Genomic DNA, 19,398 nt, shown 5'->3' with positions numbered 1-19,398 from the left:
ACCCCGCCCGCGCTCACGCAATCATTCAAGCAATAAAAAAACCGGCGCCGCAACGGGGCGGCGCCGGCTTCGTCGCGCACAAGCGCGATCCGACAGTGCGCGTTACGCGAGTGCTTTCTCGACGATCTCGCGCACGTCGCGCGATTTCGCACCGGCGGCGACCTGCTCGAGCGCTGCGCGCATCCGGTCGCGCAGCGCCGGCGTGAAGCGGCGCCACAGTTCGAGCGAGCGTGCGAGGCGCGCGGCGACCTGCGGGTTGATCGCGTCGAGCGCGAGCACCTGTTCGGCCCAGAATGCGTAACCGGAGCCGTCTGCCGCGTGGAATTGCGCGGGGTTCGCCGCGCAGAAGCTGAAGATCAGCGAGCGTGCGCGGTTCGGGTTCTTCAGGTTGAACGCGGGATGCGCCATCAGCTTGCGGACCTTCGCGAGCGTCGGCCGGGCGGGCGTGCCGCGCTGGGCGGCCTGCATCGCGAACCACTTGTCGATCACGAGCGCTTCCTTCTCGAAGCGGCGGTAGAAGTCGTCCAGCGCACGTTCGGCCGCATCGTTCGCCCCCGAGGCCGCAGCCGACAGCAGCGCGCCGAGCGCGGCTGCGCGATCGGTCATGTTGTTTGCGTCGTCGTACTGAGCGGTCGCGGTGCGCACGGCGTCGGCCGGATCCTCGAGTTCGGCGAGATACGCCAGCGCGAGGTTCTTCAGCCCGCGGCGGCCGGATGCTTCGGGGGTCGGCTCGTAGGCTCCCGGCGTCTGGTGATTCTCGTACGCGGCGAGCCACTCGGCGCGCAGCGCGGTCGCGAGCTGACGGCGCACGAACTGGCGTGCGCGGTGCACGGCGGCCGGATCGGCCTCGGCCATCTGGTCGGCCAGGTAGGTTTCCGACGGCAGCGTCAGCGCGAGTTCGCGGAACGCGGGCGACAGGCTCGCGTCGGTCAGCACGCGGCGGAACGCTGCGACGAAGTTCTCGCCGAGCCTGAGCGGTTCGTTCGCGGCGGCGCGCGCGGCGAGCGTCAGCAGCGCGCGCGTCGCGAGCCGCTGGCCTGCCTCCCAGCGGTTGAACGGGTCGCTGTCGTGCGCGAGCAGGAACGCGAGGTCGTCGTCGCTGTAGTCGTACTCGACGATCACCGGCGCGGAGAAATTGCGCAGCAGCGACGGCAGCGGCTGCTCCGGCACATCGACGAACGTGAATGTCTGCTCGGCATCGGTGAAGTCGAGCACGCGTGTCGTGCCCGTCGCGGCCGCTTCGCCGTCGAGCTGCAACGGCAGGTCGCGGCCGTCGCGACCGATCAGGCCGATCGCGAACGGAATCAGGAGCGGCCCCTGCTGGGTCTCGCGCGCGGCGGCCGACGCATCGCCGTAGCCTTGCGCGAGCGTGACCGTGTAGCGGCGCGCGGCTGCGTCGTACGCGGTGCGTACCGACACGCGCGGCGTGCCGGCCTGGCTGTACCAGCGCTCGAACTGCGCGAGGTCGCGCCCGTTCGCGTCGGCCATCGCGTGGCGGAAGTCGTCGCAGGTCACCGCATGGCCGTCATGGCGCTGGAAGTACAGGTCCATTCCCTTGCGGAACCCGTCGCGGCCGAACAGCGTCTGGTACATCCGCACGACTTCCGAGCCTTTCTCATAGACGGTCATCGTGTAGAAGTTGTTGATCTCGACGTAGCTTTCCGGGCGCACCGGGTGCGCCATCGGGCCCGCGTCCTCGGCGAACTGCAGTTGGCGCAGCACGCGCACGTCCTCGATGCGCTTGACCGCGCGGGCCGCCGATTCGACGGCGTCGCCCGCGGCCATGTCGGCCGAGAATTCCTGGTCGCGGAATACCGTCAGGCCTTCCTTCAGGCTCAGCTGGAACCAGTCGCGGCAGGTCACGCGATTGCCGGTCCAGTTGTGGAAGTACTCGTGGCCGACCACCGATTCGATGTTCGCGAAGTCGGTGTCGGTCGCGGTCTCGGGGTTCGCCAGCACGTATTTCGTGTTGAAGATGTTGAGCCCCTTGTTCTCCATCGCGCCCATGTTGAAGTCGCCGACCGCGACGATCATGAAGCGGTCGAGATCGAGCTCGAGGCCGAAGCGCTTTTCGTCCCAGCGGATCGAGTGGATCAGCGAATCCATCGCGTGACGGGTCTTGTCGAGATCGGCCGGTTCGACCCAGACCTGCAGCAGCTTTTCCTTGCCGGAGCCGGTCGTGATCCTCTCCTCGATCGCGACGAGCTTGCCTGCGACGAGCGCGAACAGGTAGCTCGGCTTCCTGAACGGGTCTTCCCATTTCGCGAAGTGGCGGCCGTCGGGCAGCTCGCCCGAATCGACGAGGTTGCCGTTCGACAGCAGTACCGGATACGCGGTCTTGTCGGCGCGCAGCGTGACGGTGTACGACGCCATCACGTCGGGGCGGTCGAGGAAATAGGTGATGCGGCGAAAGCCCTCGGCCTCGCACTGCGTGAAGAAGTTGCCGCTCGACACGTAGAGACCGGACAGCGTCGTGTTCTGGTCCGGCGCGCATGCGCTGTCGAGCGTCAGCTCGAACGCATCGGGCACGTTTTCGACCGTCAGCCCGTGTTCGTGCGCACGCACCGCGCCGTACGGCGCGCCGTCGAGATGTGCGCCGAGGAATTCGAGCGCTTCTCCCAGCAGTTCCAGATGCGGGGCGGGCGCCGCGTCCGGATTGCGGCGCACGCGCATCGTATTCCTGACGATCGTACGGGCCGGTGCGAGATCGAATTCGAGTGCGACGGAATCGATGAGGAACGCCGGCGGCGTGTAGTCGGCGCGGCGGATCACGGTGGAGGAGGCGTTGTCGGACATGGTCGTCGAGATCGGTGGAGTGGGGATCGGGCCCGCAACGCGGGCCGGGCGAGTCGGCCCATTGTACAAAGGCTTGCGGCCGCGTGCCGGGCGAACTTTTTACCGGTTCCGGCTGTCCGCGTATTATCGGCATCCCGTGCGCTTCGCACGGTGCGACGAACGGGTGACGGATCGACGAGGATCGACATGAAACGCGAATGGATTCAACGCGGTGCGGGCTGGGCGGCGGTGCTGTGCGTGGCGCTGCTGACGGGCTGCACGAGCTACGTGACGACGCAGGTCACGGCCTTCTCCGACTGGAGCGGCAGCGACGCGACACGCACTTATGCCTTCTCGCGTACCGATGCGCAGAAGCACAGCATCGAGCAGGCGACCTACGAGACGATCGTCGCGAACGAGTTGTCCGCGTATGCGTTCCGGCAGGTGCCGACGGCGCAGGCGCGCTATCTGGTCGGGCTCACGTACGGGGTCGGCAGCGATCTCGTGACGGTGCCGCAACCGGTCTACTACGATCCGTGGTTCGTGGGGCCGGGACCGTACTGGCGAGGCGGGCCGTGGGGCCCGTGGGGGCCTTGGGGGCCGATGCCGGCCGGCTACGTCGCGCAGACGTACCAGGTCTTCGACTACACGCTCGGCATCCGGATCACCGAGCGCGCGACCGGCAAGGAGGTCTATAACGTGACCGCGCGCACCACCGGCGACAACGGCGCGCTGATGTATGCGATGCCGTTCCTCGCGCGCAGTGCGCTTGCCGATTTCCCGCTGGCGAACGGCGCGGTCCGCACGGTGCGGCTGCCGGTCGACAAGCGCGGCGGGCCGGCGGTGCCGCCGGCCGCGAACGAGCGTGCGGTGCCGGCCGTGCCGGCATCGGGCGCGGCGGTCGCGAAGTAACGCGCGACCTCGATATCGACATTGGCGCGGCCGCCCGGCCGCGCCGCTCCCGCGTGCGTCAGATCCCGACGCCGAACAAGGCCAGCGCGCCGAGCACGACGAACAGCACGGCCGCGATGCCGTGCACGAGCTTCGTCGGCAGGCGGTGCGCAAAACGGTCGCCCAGCAGGATCGCGGGCACGTTCGCGAGCATCATCCCGAAAGTCGTGCCGGCCACGACGCCGATGTAATCCTGGAAGCGCGCGGCAAGCGCGACGGTCGCGATCTGTGTCTTGTCGCCCATTTCCGCGAGGAAGAACGCCACGAGCGTCGCGCCGAACACGCCGAGCCGCGAGCGTGTCGCATTGGCTTCGTCTGCATCGAGCTTGTCCGGCACGAGGATCCACAACCCCATCGCGATGAACGAGAACGCGAGTGCCCAGCGCATGATCGACGGCGTGACGAGGACGCCGAGCCATTCGCCGAGCGCACCGGCGAAACCGTGGTTGACGAGCGTCGCGACGAGCACGCCGAGAATGATCGGCACGGGCTTGCGATAGCGCGCGGCCAGCACGAGGGACAGTAGTTGGGTCTTGTCGCCGATTTCAGCGAGGGCGACGGCGCCGGTGGAGATCAGGAAGGCTTGGGACACGTATGGGGTTCCACGGGCCGATGTTGTGCGTGCGAGCGACGATCCGCCGCGCGCCGGGCCCTGAAGCGGCGCGCAGTGAACCATCGGTCTCGCCAGGCCTCGGTGGCTGCGTCCGCCATGGCCGAACGGCCAAGTCTGTTGACGGGCGCCTCCGTCACGATGCGCGCCGGGGGCGCGGGACATCGAGCGGAGCGGCTACTCCCCAATGAGCGGCGAATTCTAGCACGGTGCGCGCCGCACCTTGCGAATCCGGCGGCTCCGGCATGCGCGACAGCGTACGCCGGAGCCGGGTGGGCAAACGGACGTTACGCGGAGGCGCCGCGTGCCGCGCCGCGCTCGTGCACGAGCCGGCCGGCCGCGTACGTGCGGTACACGGCGCGGTCGTCGCCGAGCAGCGCGAACGCGAACAGCAGTTCCTCGAGCGAATCCGCGCGCTTGGTGCGGCGCGCGAGCAACGGCGTCGCCTGCGGGTCGAGCACGACGAAGTCGGCTTCCGTGCGCGGTGCGAGCGTGCCGACGGTGTCGGCGAGATCGAGTGCCTGCGCGGCGCCGGCCGTCGCGAGCCAGAACATCCGCGTCGCGGTCAGGTGGTGGCCCGACAGTCGCGCGACCTTGTGCGCTTCGTTCATCGTCTGCAGCATCGAGAACGACGTGCCGCCGCCGACGTCGGTCGCGAGCGTGACCGGCACGTCGTATTCGCCAGCCTTGTCGAAGTCGAACAGCCCGCTGCCGAGGAAGAAGTTCGACGTCGGGCAGTGTGCGACGACGGTGCGCGTCTCGGCCATCCGGCGGCGGTCCTCGTCGTCGAGGTGGATGCAGTGGCCGTACACCGCGCGCGGACGCAGCAGCCCGTAGCGATCGTAGATGTCGAGATAGCTGCGATGGCCCGGGAACAGCTCGGCGACCCATTTCACTTCATCGACGTTTTCCGCGACGTGACTCTGCACGAACACGTCCGGGTGGCGGCGCGCGAGTTCGCTGCACGCCTCGAGCTGCGCTTCGGTGGAAGTCGGCGCGAAGCGCGGCGTAAGCGCGTACATCTGGCGGCCGTTGCCATGCCAGCGGTCGATCAGCTCGGCGCTGTCGTCATAGCCCGATTGCGCGGTGTCGCGCAGGAACTCGGGGCAGTTGCGGTCCATCAGCACCTTGCCCGCGATCATCCGCAGATCGCGCGCGTCGCTCGCGGCGAACAGCGCGTCGGCCGACTGCTTGTGCACGGTGCAATAGACGAGCGCGCTCGTCGTGCCGCACGCGAGCAGTTCGTCGACGAAGAAATCGGCGACTTCGCGCGCATGTTCCGGATCGCCGAACTGGCGCTCGGTCGGGAACGTGTACTTGTCGAGCCACGGCAGCAGGCCGGGCGCCGGCGACGCGATCATGTCCGTCTGCGGATAGTGGATGTGCGTGTCGATGAAGCCGGGCACGATCAGCTTGCCGCGCAGGTCGTGGACGATCGCGTCGCGCGCGAGCGTCGCGGCGAGCTTCGTATACGGGCCGGTCGCGACGACCTTGCCGTCGTCGACGATCAGGAGGCCGTCGGTCTCGTAGTTCGCGGCCTGGCTCGACTGCGCCGGGTCGTCGTTGAAGGTCAGCAACTGGGAACGGAAAGCGGTTTGCGTCATGACGAATGGTCCTGCATCAAGGTAAGGCGAACAGAAGAAAACGGTCGGCGCCGGGCGCGCGACAGGATGGATGGCGCGGCTGGCGCCCGAACACGGCGACGATGCTCGACTGGCACTGGCGCGAAGCCTGACGTGTTGCGAGCCGCGATTGCACCCACGAGCGCAGCGGCCAGGACAGCCGGCACATGACGGCCGGCCGGCTGCGCCGCGATTGCAGTGGCAATCGTGACCGGCGCGGCAACGGACGGCACGACGCGCCGCAACGGCAGGCGTCCGCGAGCGACGGCGGACAGCCCCGTCGCCATGCCCGTCAGCACGCGCGGTGCCCGGGCGGCGCGGCGAAGTGCCGGGCCGGTCGTCGCGAAGCGGATGTCGTTGCGGGGTTTCATCTGTCTGGTGAACCTCGATGCCGGCGCGTTACGCGGCCTGCCAGTACGTATCGAGACGCGCGATCAGCGCGTCGCGCTGCGAGGCGTCGACGAACGACGCCTCGAAGCCGTTGCGGATCACTGCGTGCACTTCGGCGTCCGTCAGTTGCAGCCCGTCGACGGTGGCGAAGTAGTTGTCGTTGACGTAGCCGCCGAAATAGGCCGGATCGTCGGAATTGATCGTCACCGCGACGCCGCGATCGAGCAGTGCCTTCAGCGTGTGCTTCGCCATGTCGTCGAACACGCATAGCTTCAGGTTCGACAGCGGACACACGGTGAGCGCCGTGCGGGTGCGCGCGAGGCGTTCGACGAGTGCCGCGTCCTCGATGCTGCGCACGCCGTGGTCGATCCGGTCGACCTTCAGCACGTCGAGCGCTTCGTAGATGTAGGCGGGCGGGCCTTCCTCGCCCGCATGCGCGACGAGCTTCAAGCCGAGCGCGCGCGCCTTCTCGAACACGCGCGCGAACTTCGACGGCGGATGGCCGAGTTCGGACGAGTCGAGGCCGACGCCGATCAGACGATGGCGATAGCGCTCGAACAGCGGCAATGCGGATTCGAACGTCGCGAGCGCGTCGTCTTCGGACAGGTGGCGCAGGAAACACAGGATCAGCTTGCTCGACAGCCCGCGCTGCTCGGCATCGGCGAGCGCGCGGTCGATGCCCGCGACGACCGTTTCGATCGGCACGCCGCGTTCGGTGTGCGTCTGCGGATCGAAGAACAATTCGGTGTGGACGACGTTGTCGGCGAGCGCGCGTTCGCAGTACGCGGCCGTCATGTCGTAGAAATCCTGCTCGGTCAGCAGCACGCTCGCGCCGGCGTAGTAGATGTCGAGGAACGACTGCAGGTCGGTGAACGCGTACGCGGCGCGCAGCGCGTCGATCGAGTCGTATGCGAGCTTCACGCCGTTGCGCTGCGCGAGCGCGAAAATCAGTTCGGGCTCGAGCGAGCCTTCGATATGGATGTGCAGCTCCGCCTTCGGTGCACGGGCAATCTTGTCCTTGAATGTCGGGGTCATGGCGTTGTTCTTGGTCGGTCAGAATGTAGGGGAAGCTTGCGCGGGCGCATTCGCTTCGACGGCCTGCAGCAATTGCGCGGCCACCGAGATCGCGATCACTTCTGGCGCCTTGTCGATGATGCCTTCGACGCCGATCGGGCAGCGCATTCGCGCGACCTGGGCCGGGTCGATGCCGATCGCGGCGAGACGATGATCGAACTGCACGCGCTTGGCGTGCGAGCCGGTCATCCCGAAGTACGCATAGTCGCCGCGTCGCAGGATGCGCTCGGCCAGCACGAAATCGAGTGCGTGGTCGTGCGTCATCACGACGAAGTACGCGTGCGGCGGCGCTGCGTCGACGGCATCGGCCGGGGCGGCGAGCGCGTCGATCGCGAGATTGCCGATGCCGGCGAGTGCGTCGGCCGGCGGGAACGCCGCATCGGGCCCGTCGATCCAGCGCACGTGGCACGGCAGCGTCGCCAGCACTTTCACGAGCGCGGTGCCGATGTGCCCGGCGCCGAACAGCACGACGGGGAACGCATACGGCGCGATCGTTTCGGTCATCAGCGACACGCCGCCGGTTTCCCACAGCAGGCAGTCGGCACGCGCCGACTGCGATTCGGGTTCGCTCAGCAGCGGCGCGCCCGGCGAGGGGCCGAATGATACGCTACGCACGGTCGCGGCGCCCGCCGTGACACGCTTCGCGAGCGACATGATCCAGCCGAGATCGCCGACGTCGAGCCGCTCGAACGCGAGCACGACCGCGCCGCCGCAGCACTGGCCGAGGCTCGGGCCGAGTGCGAGCCGTTCGAGCCGGCGTGCGTGGGGGACGTGTGCGCCGTCCTTCAGCAGATGCCGCGCGATCTCGATCGCCTTCCATTCCAGATGACCGCCGCCGATCGTATGGCGGGCCGTGTCGCGCGTGACGAGCATCTTGGTGCCGGCCTCGCGTGGCGCGGAGCCGTCGGTGTGCGCGACCGTCACGAGCACGGCCGCTTCGCCGTGCGCGAGCAGTTGCTGCAGATCGCCGAGCCACGCTTCCATCAGCACGCTCCGTTCGGGACGACGCGGCCCGACACGCGGCGCGGGCTGGCGGACGCGGCGGCAACGAGGATGGACGGGAGCGGGCCGGGCCGGCCACACGGTTGATGCGGAGCGGTGGCAATGCGCCGAGGGCGCGCGCGAACGCCGCCGCGGGACGTGCGGACGCCATGAGGGTGACGGATGCGGATGGTTTGCGTTGTCATGATGAATCCAGTCGACATTGCGGATCGGGCGCGCGTTACGCAGGGGGTGAGACCGCCTGGCCTCGCGCACGTAGATCGCCATCCAGCCACCAAGATAGCACCGCAAAGCGACGGGAACATCGCCGGACGGTGATCCGGGCTATCAGACGGCGATCATGTCGATCATAGGCCCGCCGCGCGGGATCGGGGTGCCGATGCGCGTACATCGGGCGGAAACGTACGTGTGGCGGGGCGCGAGCGCGATGTCGTGCGATGCGCGTTCGCCCGGACATCCGGGCGGCGGCGGGGGGAGGTGTTTACGCGCGGCGCGCAGAATGCGCGCCGCCCGGGACGCTGCCGGCACTGCCGGGCGAGCGGGAGCCGGCTGCGCGCCGCCGACCGGTTGGACGGGGCCGCGCATCGCGGACGGTCAGCCTGCGAGCTTGCGGCGATGGCGCCAGAGGCTCGACACGACGGCGATCAGGATCACTGCGAAGCCGATCAGCGCCCAACCGGGCAGCAGGATGCCGAAAATCGGCGGGTAGACCGTCTCGCACAGGCCGGCGACCTTGAACATCCCGGGGAACCAATGTGCGGGCGGCAGGCTGTCGACGATCGGCTGCAGCGTGTCGAAGCCGCAGCTGAAGCCCGGATTCATCTGGATCGACAGATGTCGTGCGGCCGTGCCGACGCCGGCGGCCGCGGCGATCGCGACCAGCAGCTCGAGCACCCAGATGCCGCGCCAGTTGCGCATCCCGGCGGCCAGGAACGCGAAGATCCCGATCGCCGCGAAGAAGTAACGCTGGATGATGCACAGCGGGCACGGGTCTTCGTTCTTCACGTATTGCAGGTACAGCGCACCGGCCAGCAGGGCGATGCACACCCATCCGAGCAGCATCAGCAAGCGGCGTTCACGGCGGAGGGCGAGCGTGTAGTCGTTCATGTCGGCGGGATTCCTGTCGTTGGTCGGTCCGATGATCAATCGCGCGATTTTAGCGCGAACGATCTGGCACGAAACTGACGGCGCACCTGCGGCACCCCGCCGCACGTGTTGCATGCGCCGCCCGGGCCGCCGTCATTGCGCTTGCGAGGTTACCGGATCGTGTTCAGCACGGCCTCGACCGACTGGCCGATCGCGAGCAGTGCGTCGTCGCGATGCGGCGCGGCGGCGAGCATCAGGCCGACCGGCGCCGTATCGCGCGGATGGCATGGCAGCGACAGCGCGCACGCGTCGAGGAAGTTGAATGCGCTCGGGTTGCGCAGTATCAGCGCGTTGGTGCGCGTGAATTCGGTATCGTCGGCTTCGAGATCGGCGATGCGGGGCGGCACGACTGGCACCGTCGGCGTGACGAGCGCGTCGAAACGCGCCCAGACCGTGTGCGCCGCTTCGTCGAGCATGGCCGCGCGCGCGGCGAGCAGGTCGAGATAGTCGGCCGCGCTAGAGGGTTCGCCCTTCAGGATGCGCGACAGTACGCGCGGGTCGTATTGGTCGCGATGCTGCGCGAGCAGCGGACGATGCCACGCGTATGCCTCGATCGGCGAGAAGCCGAAGCGGTTGATTTCCGGCAAGCGGTCGAGCGCCGAAAAGCGCACTTCCGTGACGATCGCGCCGGCGGCTTCGAGGTGCTTGAGCGACGCGTCGAGCGCGGCGGCGACGTCGGCATCGACGCCATCCGTCACATAGTTCGTCAGCACGCCGAGGCGGACGCCTTCGAGCGGCCGCGCGGCCGGCACATGCGGCTCGAGGCCGGCGAGCATCCGGTCGACGAGCGCGCAGCATGCAACGGTCAGGCCGATCGGTCCGAACGAGTCGAGCGTGGTCGACAGCGGCACGCCGCCTTGCGTCGGAATCCGGCTCGCGGTCGGCTTGAAGCCGGTGAGCCCGCATAGCGCGGCCGGAATGCGGATCGAGCCGCCCGTATCGGTGCCGAGCGCGACGGCGGCCATCCCGTCGGCGACCGATGCGGCCGCGCCGGACGACGAGCCGCCCGAAATGCGCGCATCGCCCGGCACGTCGCGATGGTACGGCGAGCGCGGGGTGCCGAAGTGCGGATTCAGCCCGAGCCCCGAGAACGCGAATTCGCTCATGTTGGTGCGGCCGACCAGCACCGCGCCCGCGCGCTTGAGCCGCGCGACGGCGACCGCATCGGCCTTTGCGGGCGGCGCTCCGTCGAGCACGCGCGAACCGGCGCGGGTCACCTGGCCCGCGACGTCGAACAGGTCCTTGACCGACACGGGGATCCCCGCGAGCGGCGACAGCACGGTGCCGGCGGCGCGCAGGCGATCGTGCGCATCGGCGGCCGCGCGTGCGTTGTCGGCGTCGACTTCGGTGAAGACGGCGGCGCCCTGGCCGGACGGGGCGGCGATCCGGTCGAGGGCAACGTCGACGAGCTCGCGGCTCGTGGTCCGGCCGGCGGCGAGGTCGGCGGCGAGCTGGGCGAGCGGAGGGAAGGGCGTGAAAGTGGTCATGAGCGGCTCAGGGGCGAAGATGTTGGACAAGGGCGGCGCGAAACGAAGCGATATGGCGTTCGACGGCCGTACGCGCACCGGCGGCGTCGCGCGCCGACAGCCGCTCGAACAGTTCCCGGTGTTCGCGCTGGACATCGGATAAATGGTGCGGCTCGGACAGCGTGACGAACCAGAAGCGCAGCGAGCGTTCGTGCAGCGCGCGCAGGACTTCCGCGAGGACCGTGTTGCGGGCCGCCGCGGCGATCGCCTGGTGAAACGCGCGGTCGAGCTCCATCATGCCTTCGACGTCGTGCGTGTCGACGCACGCCTGTCCGTCGTCGAGCAGCGCGGCCATGCGCGCGAGATCGTCGGGCGTCGCGTGGCGCGCCGCGAGTTCGACGCAGTGCGCTTCGTTGATGCGCCGCACGTCGATCACCGACACGATGTCGTCGAGCGACAGCGGCTGGACCATCAGTCCCTTGCGCGGCATCACTGACAGCAGTCCTTCGAGCACCAGCCGGTGCACGGCCTGGTGCACGGGCGTGCGTCCGATGCCGGTGCGCGCGACGAGGTCGGCTTCGTTGAGCGCGGCGCCCGGCTTCAGCCGCATTGTGATGATGTCGCGCTGGATCAGCGCGTAGGCGCGATCGGCGAGGCTGGCCGCCGAGGCGGAGGGGCGGTCGCGGAGCGCGTCGGTCAGGGCGTTCATGCGGACGGCGGCGCGGCGGCCGGGCGGGGCGCGATCATGGCGCGGGAATCGGGAGCGTGGACGATCCGTGAATATTATTGTGATATATCACTGGTGTCCAGTGTGTGCCTCGGAGGGATCAGGCCGCCGCCCTATAAGGGCCGGGATGGTTGTGCTGCCGCATGCGACGACTTGCAACAATATCGACAGGATGTTGCAGGTTTGCCGCGCGATCGTGCACTGAAGCATAATGAATCCTCGTCAATCCAATACGCGCGAGCGACGTACCAGACCATCGTCATGAGCGAAAACACGCCTCCCCCGGCCGGTCTGCCCGGCACCTCTTCCGCTTCTTCCGATTCCCCCCGCTCCGATCCGGCGAAAATGCCCGCCGCGCAGGCTGCTGCTGCGCAGAACGTGGCCGAGGACGGCGCATCGCCGGTCACGGCGGCGTCGGAGCCGGGCGCACCCGGTGCGACGGGCGCCACCGCTGAAGGCAATGCGGCAACGCCGAAACCCGGTGCGCCGCCGCCCGGCTTCGGCGCGCCGCCCGATTTCGATACGCCGCGGCCGCCGCCTGCGAGCGCGCAGAATGCGCCGCCGGCCTATCTGAAGCACAGCGACACGCCATGGTCGGTATTCGGCCGGATCGTCGCGGCGCGTGCGCGCCGGCTGTTCGACCGTGCCGGGCAGCGCATCACGCAGCGCACGTTGCGCATCGGCGTGTCGGCGCGGATCTTCCACCCGGAACCCGGCGCGAAGGGGCTGCGCGGCAAGACGCTGCAGTATCTCGAGGAATCGATCGCACACTGGGTGATGTCGCGCGACGTGCTCGTGTTCATGATTCCGACGGTCGGGCATCAGGGCATGCTGCATCCGAGCAACATCCGCCTGCGCGACTACGCGAAACATCTCGACGGCCTGTTGCTGCAAGGCGGCGCGGACGTGTCGCCGCAAACCTATGCGGCGTCGGATGCGCGTCCCGAATGGCCGGGCGACCGTGTCCGCGACATGTACGAGCTCGAGCTGTTTCACGAATTCGTCGAGTCCGGCAAGCCAGTGCTCGGCGTGTGCCGCGGCTGCCAGTTGATCAACGTCGCGTTCGGCGGCTCGCTGTACCAGGACATCGCGACCGACGTGCCGACCGCGAATCCGCACGTGAGCGAGCATTACGACCAGCATCGCCACGCGATCCGCTTCCCCGACACGTCGTCGCTCGCGAGCATGTTCCCCGGGCGCAGCGAGGCGATCGTCAACTCGATCCACCACCAGGCGATCCGCGATCTCGGCCGCGATCTGAACATCGAGGCCGTGTCGGCCGGCGACGGGATCATCGAGGGCATCCGCTACCGGCGCGCGCCGTTCGTGGTCGGCGTGCAATGGCACCCGGAGTTCCATCGCGCGGGCGGCGCCGAACTGCTCGACTGCACGCCGCTGCTCGATGCATTCCTGCGCGCGGCACGCGAAACCCGTCTGTAGCAGGTGCTGGCGTTGCATCGCCGGAAGGCCGGCCGCATCCCGTCATGTTCGGGATGCGCCGTCTGGTTTTGAACGATAATCGCGAGTTCCGATTCGTTCGCCGGAGTCTGACGTTGGCCTTCCGAAATTTCCCTCCCGCACGATGCGCAACGTGGATCGTGGCGATGGCTGCCTGCGCATACGCGAGCGCCGCGTGGTCCGCCGACGCGTCCGCGCCCGCGGCAGGCACGCGCCCTGCGGTCACGAGCCTGAGCGGCGATGCGGCACCGGCTTCGGCGTCGTCCGCGACGGACGCCAGCACGCAAGGCAACGTCGCCGAACTCGCGCAGATGCTGCACGGCGGGCGCCTCGTCGAGATGCGCACCACGTACAACGGCAGCTATGGCGCGAGCCTGATGTTCGATCCAGACGAGATGACGTATTACGTCGCGCTGTTCCAGGACAAGCATCTGTGGCGCGTGATCAAGTCGCAGGAAAGGAATCGCGCGGAGATGGTGTATGCGAACTTCGTCCAGCAGACGGTCCAGCTCGCGGACGTCGAGATCCGGCGCACCGAATTGCAGGCGCAGAAAGCGTTTCTCGAGCGCGTGATTGCGCTGCAGGCGACGCGCGCGCAGCAACTGCAGGCCGATCTGAGCGTCGCGCGCAGCCAGCAGGCCCAGGTCGCGCAGCGGCAGAAGTCGGCGCAGGAACAGACCCAGGCGCTGCAGGTCGAGAAGCGGGCGGCGCAGATCCAGTTGCGCGATCTGCAGGAGCAGGTGCGAAAACTCGAGCGGCAGGCCGAAACGGGATTGCCTGCGAGCAAGTGACGATACGCCGGTCCGACGGAGCGGCGGAGGGGCGAAACCCGGCGATGCATGCTTCGCCGGGTTTTTTAACGGGCGGTTGCCAGCGGTCGGGTGGCAGGGCAGCCGCGATGTCCGGTCGAAATCTGCGGACGGCGTGCCGGCTGTCGGGGCGACGCATACGAGCTGAAGGAAACCACGGCAACTGCAGGCTGGGTACAAGGCAATTGTCGGCTTCGCGTGGCATCATTTGCGAACGATGCCGGCACGCACCGATGCGCGACGTGCTGCCGGCTGACAGCGATGTCCGTGCCCCCGATCGGCGCGACACGCATCGTCGGATTCACGCGGCGCGGAGCTTGCGCCATCCGAGCTGAGAGAAAAACATGACCACCACCTCACACGCCGTCGAGCAGGAATCGAAAGTCCGTACCGTGTTCCGGGTCGTCAGCGGCAACTTCCTGGAAATGTACGACTTCATGGTCTATGGGTATTACGCGTCGGCCATCGCGAAGACATACTTTCCGAGCGGCAATGCGTTCGCGTCGCTGATGCTGTCGCTGTCGGTATTCGGCGCGGGCTTCCTGATGCGGCCGGTCGGCGCGATCGTGCTCGGTGCGTACATCGACCATCACGGCCGCCGCAAGGGGCTGATCCTGACACTCGGGCTGATGGCGCTCGGCACGCTCGCCGTCGCCGCGGTGCCCGGCTATGCGACGATCGGCGTGCTCGCACCGGTGTTCGTGCTGCTCGGCCGGCTGCTGCAGGGCTTTTCGGCGGGTGTCGAGCTCGGCGGCGTGTCGGTTTACCTGTCCGAGATCGCGACGAAGGGCCACAAGGGGTTCTATACGTCGTGGCAATCGGGCAGCCAGCAGGTCGCCGTCGTGTTCGCCGCGTTCGTCGGCGTGCTGCTGAACCGCGCATTGCCGGCCGAGGACATGAGCGCGTGGGGCTGGCGCATTCCGTTCCTGATCGGCTGCCTGATCGTGCCGTTCCTGTTCCTCATCCGGCGTTCGCTGAAGGAGACCGACGAGTTCCTCGCCAAGCGCCACCGTCCGACGATGGGTGAGATCATGCGTTCGATGCTCGAGAACTGGGGCGTCGTGATCGCCGGTATGGGGATGGTGATCATGACGACGGTGTCGTTCTACATGATCACCGCGTACACGCCGACGTTCGGCAAGGAAGTGCTGCACCTGTCGTCGCTCGATGCGCTCGTCGTGACCGTCTGCGTCGGCCTGTCCAATCTCGTCTGGCTGCCGCTGTCCGGCGGACTCTCGGACCGTATCGGTCGCCGCCCGGTGCTGATCACGTTCACGGTGCTCACGCTGCTGTCGGCTTATCCGGCGGTGCAGTGGCTCGTCGCGGATCCGTCGTTCCTGCGGCTGCTCGCGGTCGAGCTGTGGCTGTCGTTCCTGTACGGCTCTTACAACGGCGCGATGGTCGTCGCGCTGACCGAAGTGATGCCGGTCGACGTGCGCACCGCCGGTTTCTCGCTCGCATACAGTCTTGCGACGACGATCGGCGGCTTCACGCCTGCGATCTCGACGCTGCTGATTCACCAGACCGGGAACAAGGCCGCGCCGGGGCTGTGGCTGAGCGTCGCTGCGATTTGCGGGCTGATCGCGACGCTCGTGCTGTATCGCACGCCCGAGTCGCGCAACCAGTACAAGGCGGCCTGACATCGCAGGCGACGCATCGGCGCATCGTGGTGAATGAAAAAGGGAGCGCAGTTCATTGTGCGCTCCCTTTTTTCGTATGCGATCGGGCGCTCGGGCATTCAGCCGTCGCGCAGCGCGGCGGCGACCGCCGTCGCCACGTCGAACCATTGTCCCGGCGCGGGCTGACGGACGAGCGTGGCCTGCGGGTACCACGGGCAGTCGTGGCCAGTGAACCAACGCCAGTCGGCAGCGAACGGCAGCATGATCCACAGTGGCTTGCCGAGCGCGCCTGCGAGGTGCGCGACGGCCGTATCGATCGTGACGACGCCGTCGAGCCGCTCGATCAGCGCGGCCGTGTCGGCGAAATCGTTCAGGCGGCCGTCGAGACGATGCACGCGCGGGTGCGCATCGACGCGTGCCCGTTCGTCGTCGTCGAGCGCCGGCTGCAGCACGACCCAGTCGATGTCGGGCAGCGCGAGCAGCGGCGCGAGTGCGTCGAACGGCATCGAGCGGTTTTCCTGCGCCTGCCGGCGCCCCGACCACGCGAGGCCGAACTTGCGCTTCGACCGCCCGCCAAGCGAGCCGCGAAAGCGCCGGCGTGCGCTGTCCGGCGCGCCGAGGTAGCGCGTGTCCGCGACGATCTCGGCCGGCTGCAGCCCGAGCAGGAACGGCAGGCTCATCAGCGTGCATGCGACGTCTGCGGCCGGCAGTTTCGCGGCGCCCTGTGCGACGAGCGCCACGCGCCAGCGCGCGGCGGCCGGCGCGAGCAGCGCGACGAGTTCCGGTTGCACCTCGAGCACCACGCGGGCGCTACGCGCGCGCGCCAGCGGCACGAAGCGGACGAACTGCAGCGTGTCGCCGAACCCCTGTTCCGCACGGATCAGCAGCGTGTGCGACGCGATCGGCTCGCCTTGCCAGCGCGGCAGCGTGCCGAGCGTCGGTGCGCCTGGCGTGTCGTGACGCGATTCGTAAGCGGGCAGGCCGCGGGTGAAGTCGCCCAGCGTCAGCAGCGTGACTGCGCGGTGCAGTTGCGCGAGCTTCAGGTCGGGCGCGACGCGCAGCGCCTGGTCGAATGCGCGCAGTGCCATTTCGTGCGCACCGAGCGCGTGATGCGCGTTGCCGAGGTTCAGCCACGCGAGACCGAATGACGGATCGAGTCCGACCGCGCGTTCGTAGTAGGGCAGCGCGTCGCGCTGGCGCGCCTGCGCGCTCAGTGCGTTCGCGAGCCCGAAGAGTGCGAGCGGAAACGGCGGATGCAGTGCAAGCGCGGTTTCGAATGCGGCGGCGGCTTCAGCGTGACGGCCGATCGCCTCGAACGTATTGCCGAGATTGAAATGCGCGGCGACGAAACGCGGTTGCGCGGCAATCGCGGCCTGGAAGTGCGCGATCGCGTCGTCGGCCCGGCCCATTGCGTTCAGCGCCATCGCGAGATTGTTGTGCGCGCCGGCGTGTCCTGGCCGCAGCTCGAGTGCGCGGTGGAATGCGGCGAGCGCGTCGTCGTGACGGCCGAGCGCGTTCAGCGCGTTGCCGAGATTGTTGTGGATCGATGCATCGTCGGGCGTAAGCCGAAGCGCGCGGCTGAATGCGTCGACGGCATCCTCGTGGCGTTGCAGCGCCGCATACGCGTTACCGAGGTTGTAGTGCGCGAGCGGAAATTCGGGCGCGAGCGTCAGCGCGTTGCGAAAGCGGTCGATCGCTTCGTCGAGCCGGCCGAGGGCCTTCAGCGCGTTGCCGAGGTTGAGCTGCAGTGCGGCGTCGCCCGGGCGCAGCGCGACCGCGCGCCCGACGAGATCGGCCGCCTCGGCATGTTGCCCCTGCTGATGCCGCAGCACGCCGAACAGATGGAGTGCGTCGGCGTCGGCGGGGTTGGTGGCGAGCGCGGCACGGTAGCCGTGCTCGGCCTCGGCGAGGTGGCCCGCGCGGTGCGCGGCGTACGCTCGGTCGAATGCGGAATCCATGACGCGAAAACTGACGGAAAGCGCGTATTTTCCCACACTGCGCGGGGCCGCCCCAGATTGGCAGGTCGGCATATGGCCCCGTCACGCGGAGCGGCGTAGACTTGCAGGATCGCGTGTCATCGAGGTTCTCATGGCTGACACACTGCTCGACATTCCGCCCGTGCTGATCGTCGGCGCCGGGCCGACCGGCCTTGCCGCCGCAATGAGCCTCGCGCGGGCTCGCGTGCCGGTGCGCATCATCGACCGGCTCGCCATGCCCGCGCCGTATTCACGAGCGATCGGCATCCAGGCGCGCACGCTCGAATTGCTGGAGCAGCATCGCGCGGTCGAACCGTTCCTCGCGCTGGGCCATCGCGCGCATGCGGCCGCGCTGCACGCGGACGGCCGCGTGATCGCGCGGCTCGATTTCGACCCGCTGCAAACGCGCTATCCATATCTGCTGTTCCTCGACCAGAGCATCACCGAGCGACTGCTCGCCGAGCATCTCGCAGGGCTCGGCGTGACAATCGAGCGTGGCGTCACGCTCACAGCGTGCGACGCGGGCGGCACGTCGCTCGACGTGAAGATCCGCGGCGTCGACGGCCTCGAACAAGCGTTCGCGCCGTCATACCTGATCGCCGCCGACGGCGCGCACAGCACGGTACGCCATCTGCTTGGCCTCGGCTTCGCCGGGCATGCGTTCGAACAGACTTTCCTGCTCGCCGATTTCGCGGCGATACCCGACTGGCCGGAAGAGGAGATCCACCTGTTCACCACGTCCGCCGGCATCGCGGCGCTGTTCCCGATGGGCGGCGGTCGCTTTCGGCTCGTCGCCGACCGGCCGCCCGGCAGCGATGCATCGCCGGAGACGTCGACGCCGTCGCTCGCGGAATGCGAGGCGATCGTCCGCGCTCGTGTGGGCGCGTCGATCTCGCCGAGCGATCTCGCATGGTCGTCGTATTTCCACCTGCACAGCCGGATGGTCGATCGGCTGCGTCAAGGGCGCGTATTTTTCGCGGGCGATGCCGCGCACGTCCACAGCCCGGCGGGCGCGCAGGGCATGAACACGGGCATTCAGGAAGCGTTCAATCTGGGCTGGAAGCTCGCGCGCGTGCTCGGCGCGGGCTCGCCGGAGCGGCTGCTCGACACGTATCACGCGGAGCGTCATCCGATCGAGCGCGACGTGTTGCGGCAGACTGGCCTCGTCACGCAGATCGTCGAAGCCGACCACGGTGCGATGAAGCTGCTGCGCGATCATGTCGTGCCGCTGCTGGCGTCGTTCGGGCCGGTGCGCGATGCTGTGCGTCGCACCGTCAGCGAACTCGGCGTGCAATATCGCAAAAGTGCGCTCACGCTCGAGCGCGTGCTCGATGGCGGCCCGCGGGCCGGCGAGCGTGCGCCCGATGCGCTCGTACACGTCGTCGACGGGCCGCTCGGTCAGGCACCCGGAACCGCGCGGCTATACGACCTGCACGATCCGGCGAGCTTTACGCTGCTGCTGCTCGAGGAGCCCGTGAGCGGAGAAGCAGGCGAGACAGCCGATGTGCCTCCGATGTCCGCGGATGCGCAGGCGCTCGTGCAGGGGCTGGAGCGGATCATGCCGGGCGCCGTGCGTGCGTGGCGCGTCGCTGATGCCGAAAGCGACGGAGCGGACGGGCTCGCACAGGCATACGGTCGCTCGAGGCCGTCGTTCTACCTGCTGCGGCCCGATGGTTACATCGCGGCGCGCGGCCGCACCGCAACCGATGCGAACGCGCTGCTGCGCCATTGCGAAAGCTGGTTCGCGGGCATGTCGCTGCCCGCGTAGCGGGA

14 protein-coding genes and 1 riboswitch are annotated in these 19,398 nt (G+C 68.4%); of the genes, 5 read left to right on the top strand and 9 right to left on the bottom strand.

Going from position 1 to position 19,398, the window contains the following annotated elements; all coding sequences use genetic code 11:
* Positions 1–102: 102 nt before the first annotated feature.
* Entirely contained in the window at positions 103–2,796 is a 2,694-nt protein-coding gene (gene pepN / locus J7024_RS11720; RefSeq protein ID WP_124827955.1) for an aminopeptidase N, read from the bottom strand.
* Between the two features lie 186 nt (positions 2,797–2,982).
* Between pepN and J7024_RS11715 the strand changes: the two genes are divergently transcribed.
* Positions 2,983–3,687, top strand: a complete 705-nt coding sequence (locus J7024_RS11715; protein WP_124827953.1) for a DUF4136 domain-containing protein — start codon at positions 2,983–2,985, stop codon at positions 3,685–3,687.
* 58 nt (positions 3,688–3,745) lie between these two features.
* Here J7024_RS11715 and J7024_RS11710 read toward each other — a convergent pair whose 3' ends face one another.
* The 7 genes from J7024_RS11710 to J7024_RS11680 form a co-directional block, all read right to left on the bottom strand.
* Positions 3,746–4,318 carry a TMEM165/GDT1 family protein gene (locus J7024_RS11710; RefSeq protein ID WP_098549432.1) on the bottom strand — a complete coding sequence of 191 codons (573 nt, stop codon included), beginning with the start codon at positions 4,316–4,318 and terminating at the stop codon, positions 3,746–3,748.
* Between the two features lie 78 nt (positions 4,319–4,396).
* Positions 4,397–4,534: riboswitch (yybP-ykoY riboswitch) on the bottom strand.
* Positions 4,535–4,623: 89 nt separating this feature from the next.
* Positions 4,624–5,940 (bottom strand): guanine deaminase, encoded by a 1,317-nt coding sequence (guaD, locus tag J7024_RS11705; RefSeq protein WP_124827952.1) that lies wholly within the window; start codon positions 5,938–5,940, stop codon positions 4,624–4,626.
* 417 nt (positions 5,941–6,357) lie between these two features.
* Positions 6,358–7,383: an adenosine deaminase gene (locus J7024_RS11700; RefSeq protein ID WP_124827950.1), complete on the bottom strand. Its 1,026-nt coding sequence runs from the start codon at positions 7,381–7,383 to the stop codon at positions 6,358–6,360.
* Between the two features lie 18 nt (positions 7,384–7,401).
* Positions 7,402–8,406 (bottom strand): xanthine dehydrogenase accessory protein XdhC, encoded by a 1,005-nt coding sequence (gene xdhC, locus J7024_RS11695; protein ID WP_124827949.1) that lies wholly within the window; start codon positions 8,404–8,406, stop codon positions 7,402–7,404.
* A 612-nt stretch (positions 8,407–9,018) separates the two neighbouring features.
* On the bottom strand, positions 9,019–9,531 hold the full coding sequence (locus J7024_RS11690) for a disulfide bond formation protein B (protein WP_124827948.1): 513 nt from the start codon (positions 9,529–9,531) through the stop codon (positions 9,019–9,021).
* Positions 9,532–9,680: 149 nt separating this feature from the next.
* Positions 9,681–11,057, bottom strand: coding sequence for an amidase (locus tag J7024_RS11685; protein ID WP_234745050.1), 1,377 nt, complete (start codon positions 11,055–11,057; stop codon positions 9,681–9,683).
* Between the two features lie 7 nt (positions 11,058–11,064).
* On the bottom strand, positions 11,065–11,745 hold the full coding sequence (locus tag J7024_RS11680) for a GntR family transcriptional regulator (protein ID WP_124827946.1): 681 nt from the start codon (positions 11,743–11,745) through the stop codon (positions 11,065–11,067).
* Positions 11,746–12,024: 279 nt separating this feature from the next.
* Between J7024_RS11680 and J7024_RS11675 the strand changes: the two genes are divergently transcribed.
* The 3 genes from J7024_RS11675 (at position 12,025) to J7024_RS11665 (ending at position 15,670) form a co-directional block, all read left to right on the top strand.
* The gene (locus J7024_RS11675) at positions 12,025–13,203 is read left to right on the top strand and encodes a gamma-glutamyl-gamma-aminobutyrate hydrolase family protein (protein ID WP_124827945.1); all 1,179 of its coding nucleotides are present in this window, start codon (positions 12,025–12,027) and stop codon (positions 13,201–13,203) included.
* 164 nt (positions 13,204–13,367) lie between these two features.
* Positions 13,368–14,012, top strand: coding sequence for a DUF2968 domain-containing protein (locus J7024_RS11670; RefSeq protein WP_124827944.1), 645 nt, complete (start codon positions 13,368–13,370; stop codon positions 14,010–14,012).
* Positions 14,013–14,374: 362 nt separating this feature from the next.
* Positions 14,375–15,670: an MFS transporter gene (locus tag J7024_RS11665; protein ID WP_124827943.1), complete on the top strand. Its 1,296-nt coding sequence runs from the start codon at positions 14,375–14,377 to the stop codon at positions 15,668–15,670.
* Between the two features lie 98 nt (positions 15,671–15,768).
* Here J7024_RS11665 and J7024_RS11660 read toward each other — a convergent pair whose 3' ends face one another.
* On the bottom strand, positions 15,769–17,607 hold the full coding sequence (locus J7024_RS11660; RefSeq protein ID WP_175796307.1) for a tetratricopeptide repeat protein: 1,839 nt from the start codon (positions 17,605–17,607) through the stop codon (positions 15,769–15,771).
* 130 nt (positions 17,608–17,737) lie between these two features.
* Between J7024_RS11660 and J7024_RS11655 the strand changes: the two genes are divergently transcribed.
* The gene (locus tag J7024_RS11655; RefSeq protein WP_124827941.1) at positions 17,738–19,393 is read left to right on the top strand and encodes an FAD-dependent monooxygenase; all 1,656 of its coding nucleotides are present in this window, start codon (positions 17,738–17,740) and stop codon (positions 19,391–19,393) included.
* Positions 19,394–19,398 lie beyond the last annotated feature (5 nt).

Source organism: Burkholderia sp. WTPI3 (genome assembly GCF_021483755.1).
Lineage (GTDB): Bacteria > Pseudomonadota > Gammaproteobacteria > Burkholderiales > Burkholderiaceae > Burkholderia.
The sequence above is the reverse complement of the archived record's forward strand: the minus strand, read 5'-3'. Positions and strand labels throughout refer to the sequence as shown.

Coding starts and splice junctions, on each gene's coding strand:
- pepN (WP_124827955.1), bottom strand. CDS start 2,796: ATGTCCGACAACGCCTCCTCCACCGTGATCCGCCGCGCCGACTACACG.
- J7024_RS11715 (WP_124827953.1), top strand. CDS start 2,983: ATGAAACGCGAATGGATTCAACGCGGTGCGGGCTGGGCGGCGGTGCTG.
- guaD (WP_124827952.1), bottom strand. CDS start 5,940: ATGACGCAAACCGCTTTCCGTTCCCAGTTGCTGACCTTCAACGACGAC.
- J7024_RS11700 (WP_124827950.1), bottom strand. CDS start 7,383: ATGACCCCGACATTCAAGGACAAGATTGCCCGTGCACCGAAGGCGGAG.
- xdhC (WP_124827949.1), bottom strand. CDS start 8,406: ATGGAAGCGTGGCTCGGCGATCTGCAGCAACTGCTCGCGCACGGCGAA.
- J7024_RS11690 (WP_124827948.1), bottom strand. CDS start 9,531: ATGAACGACTACACGCTCGCCCTCCGCCGTGAACGCCGCTTGCTGATG.
- J7024_RS11685 (WP_234745050.1), bottom strand. CDS start 11,057: ATGACCACTTTCACGCCCTTCCCTCCGCTCGCCCAGCTCGCCGCCGAC.
- J7024_RS11680 (WP_124827946.1), bottom strand. CDS start 11,745: ATGAACGCCCTGACCGACGCGCTCCGCGACCGCCCCTCCGCCTCGGCG.
- J7024_RS11675 (WP_124827945.1), top strand. CDS start 12,025: ATGAGCGAAAACACGCCTCCCCCGGCCGGTCTGCCCGGCACCTCTTCC.
- J7024_RS11670 (WP_124827944.1), top strand. CDS start 13,368: ATGGCTGCCTGCGCATACGCGAGCGCCGCGTGGTCCGCCGACGCGTCC.
- J7024_RS11665 (WP_124827943.1), top strand. CDS start 14,375: ATGACCACCACCTCACACGCCGTCGAGCAGGAATCGAAAGTCCGTACC.
- J7024_RS11660 (WP_175796307.1), bottom strand. CDS start 17,607: ATGGATTCCGCATTCGACCGAGCGTACGCCGCGCACCGCGCGGGCCAC.
- J7024_RS11655 (WP_124827941.1), top strand. CDS start 17,738: ATGGCTGACACACTGCTCGACATTCCGCCCGTGCTGATCGTCGGCGCC.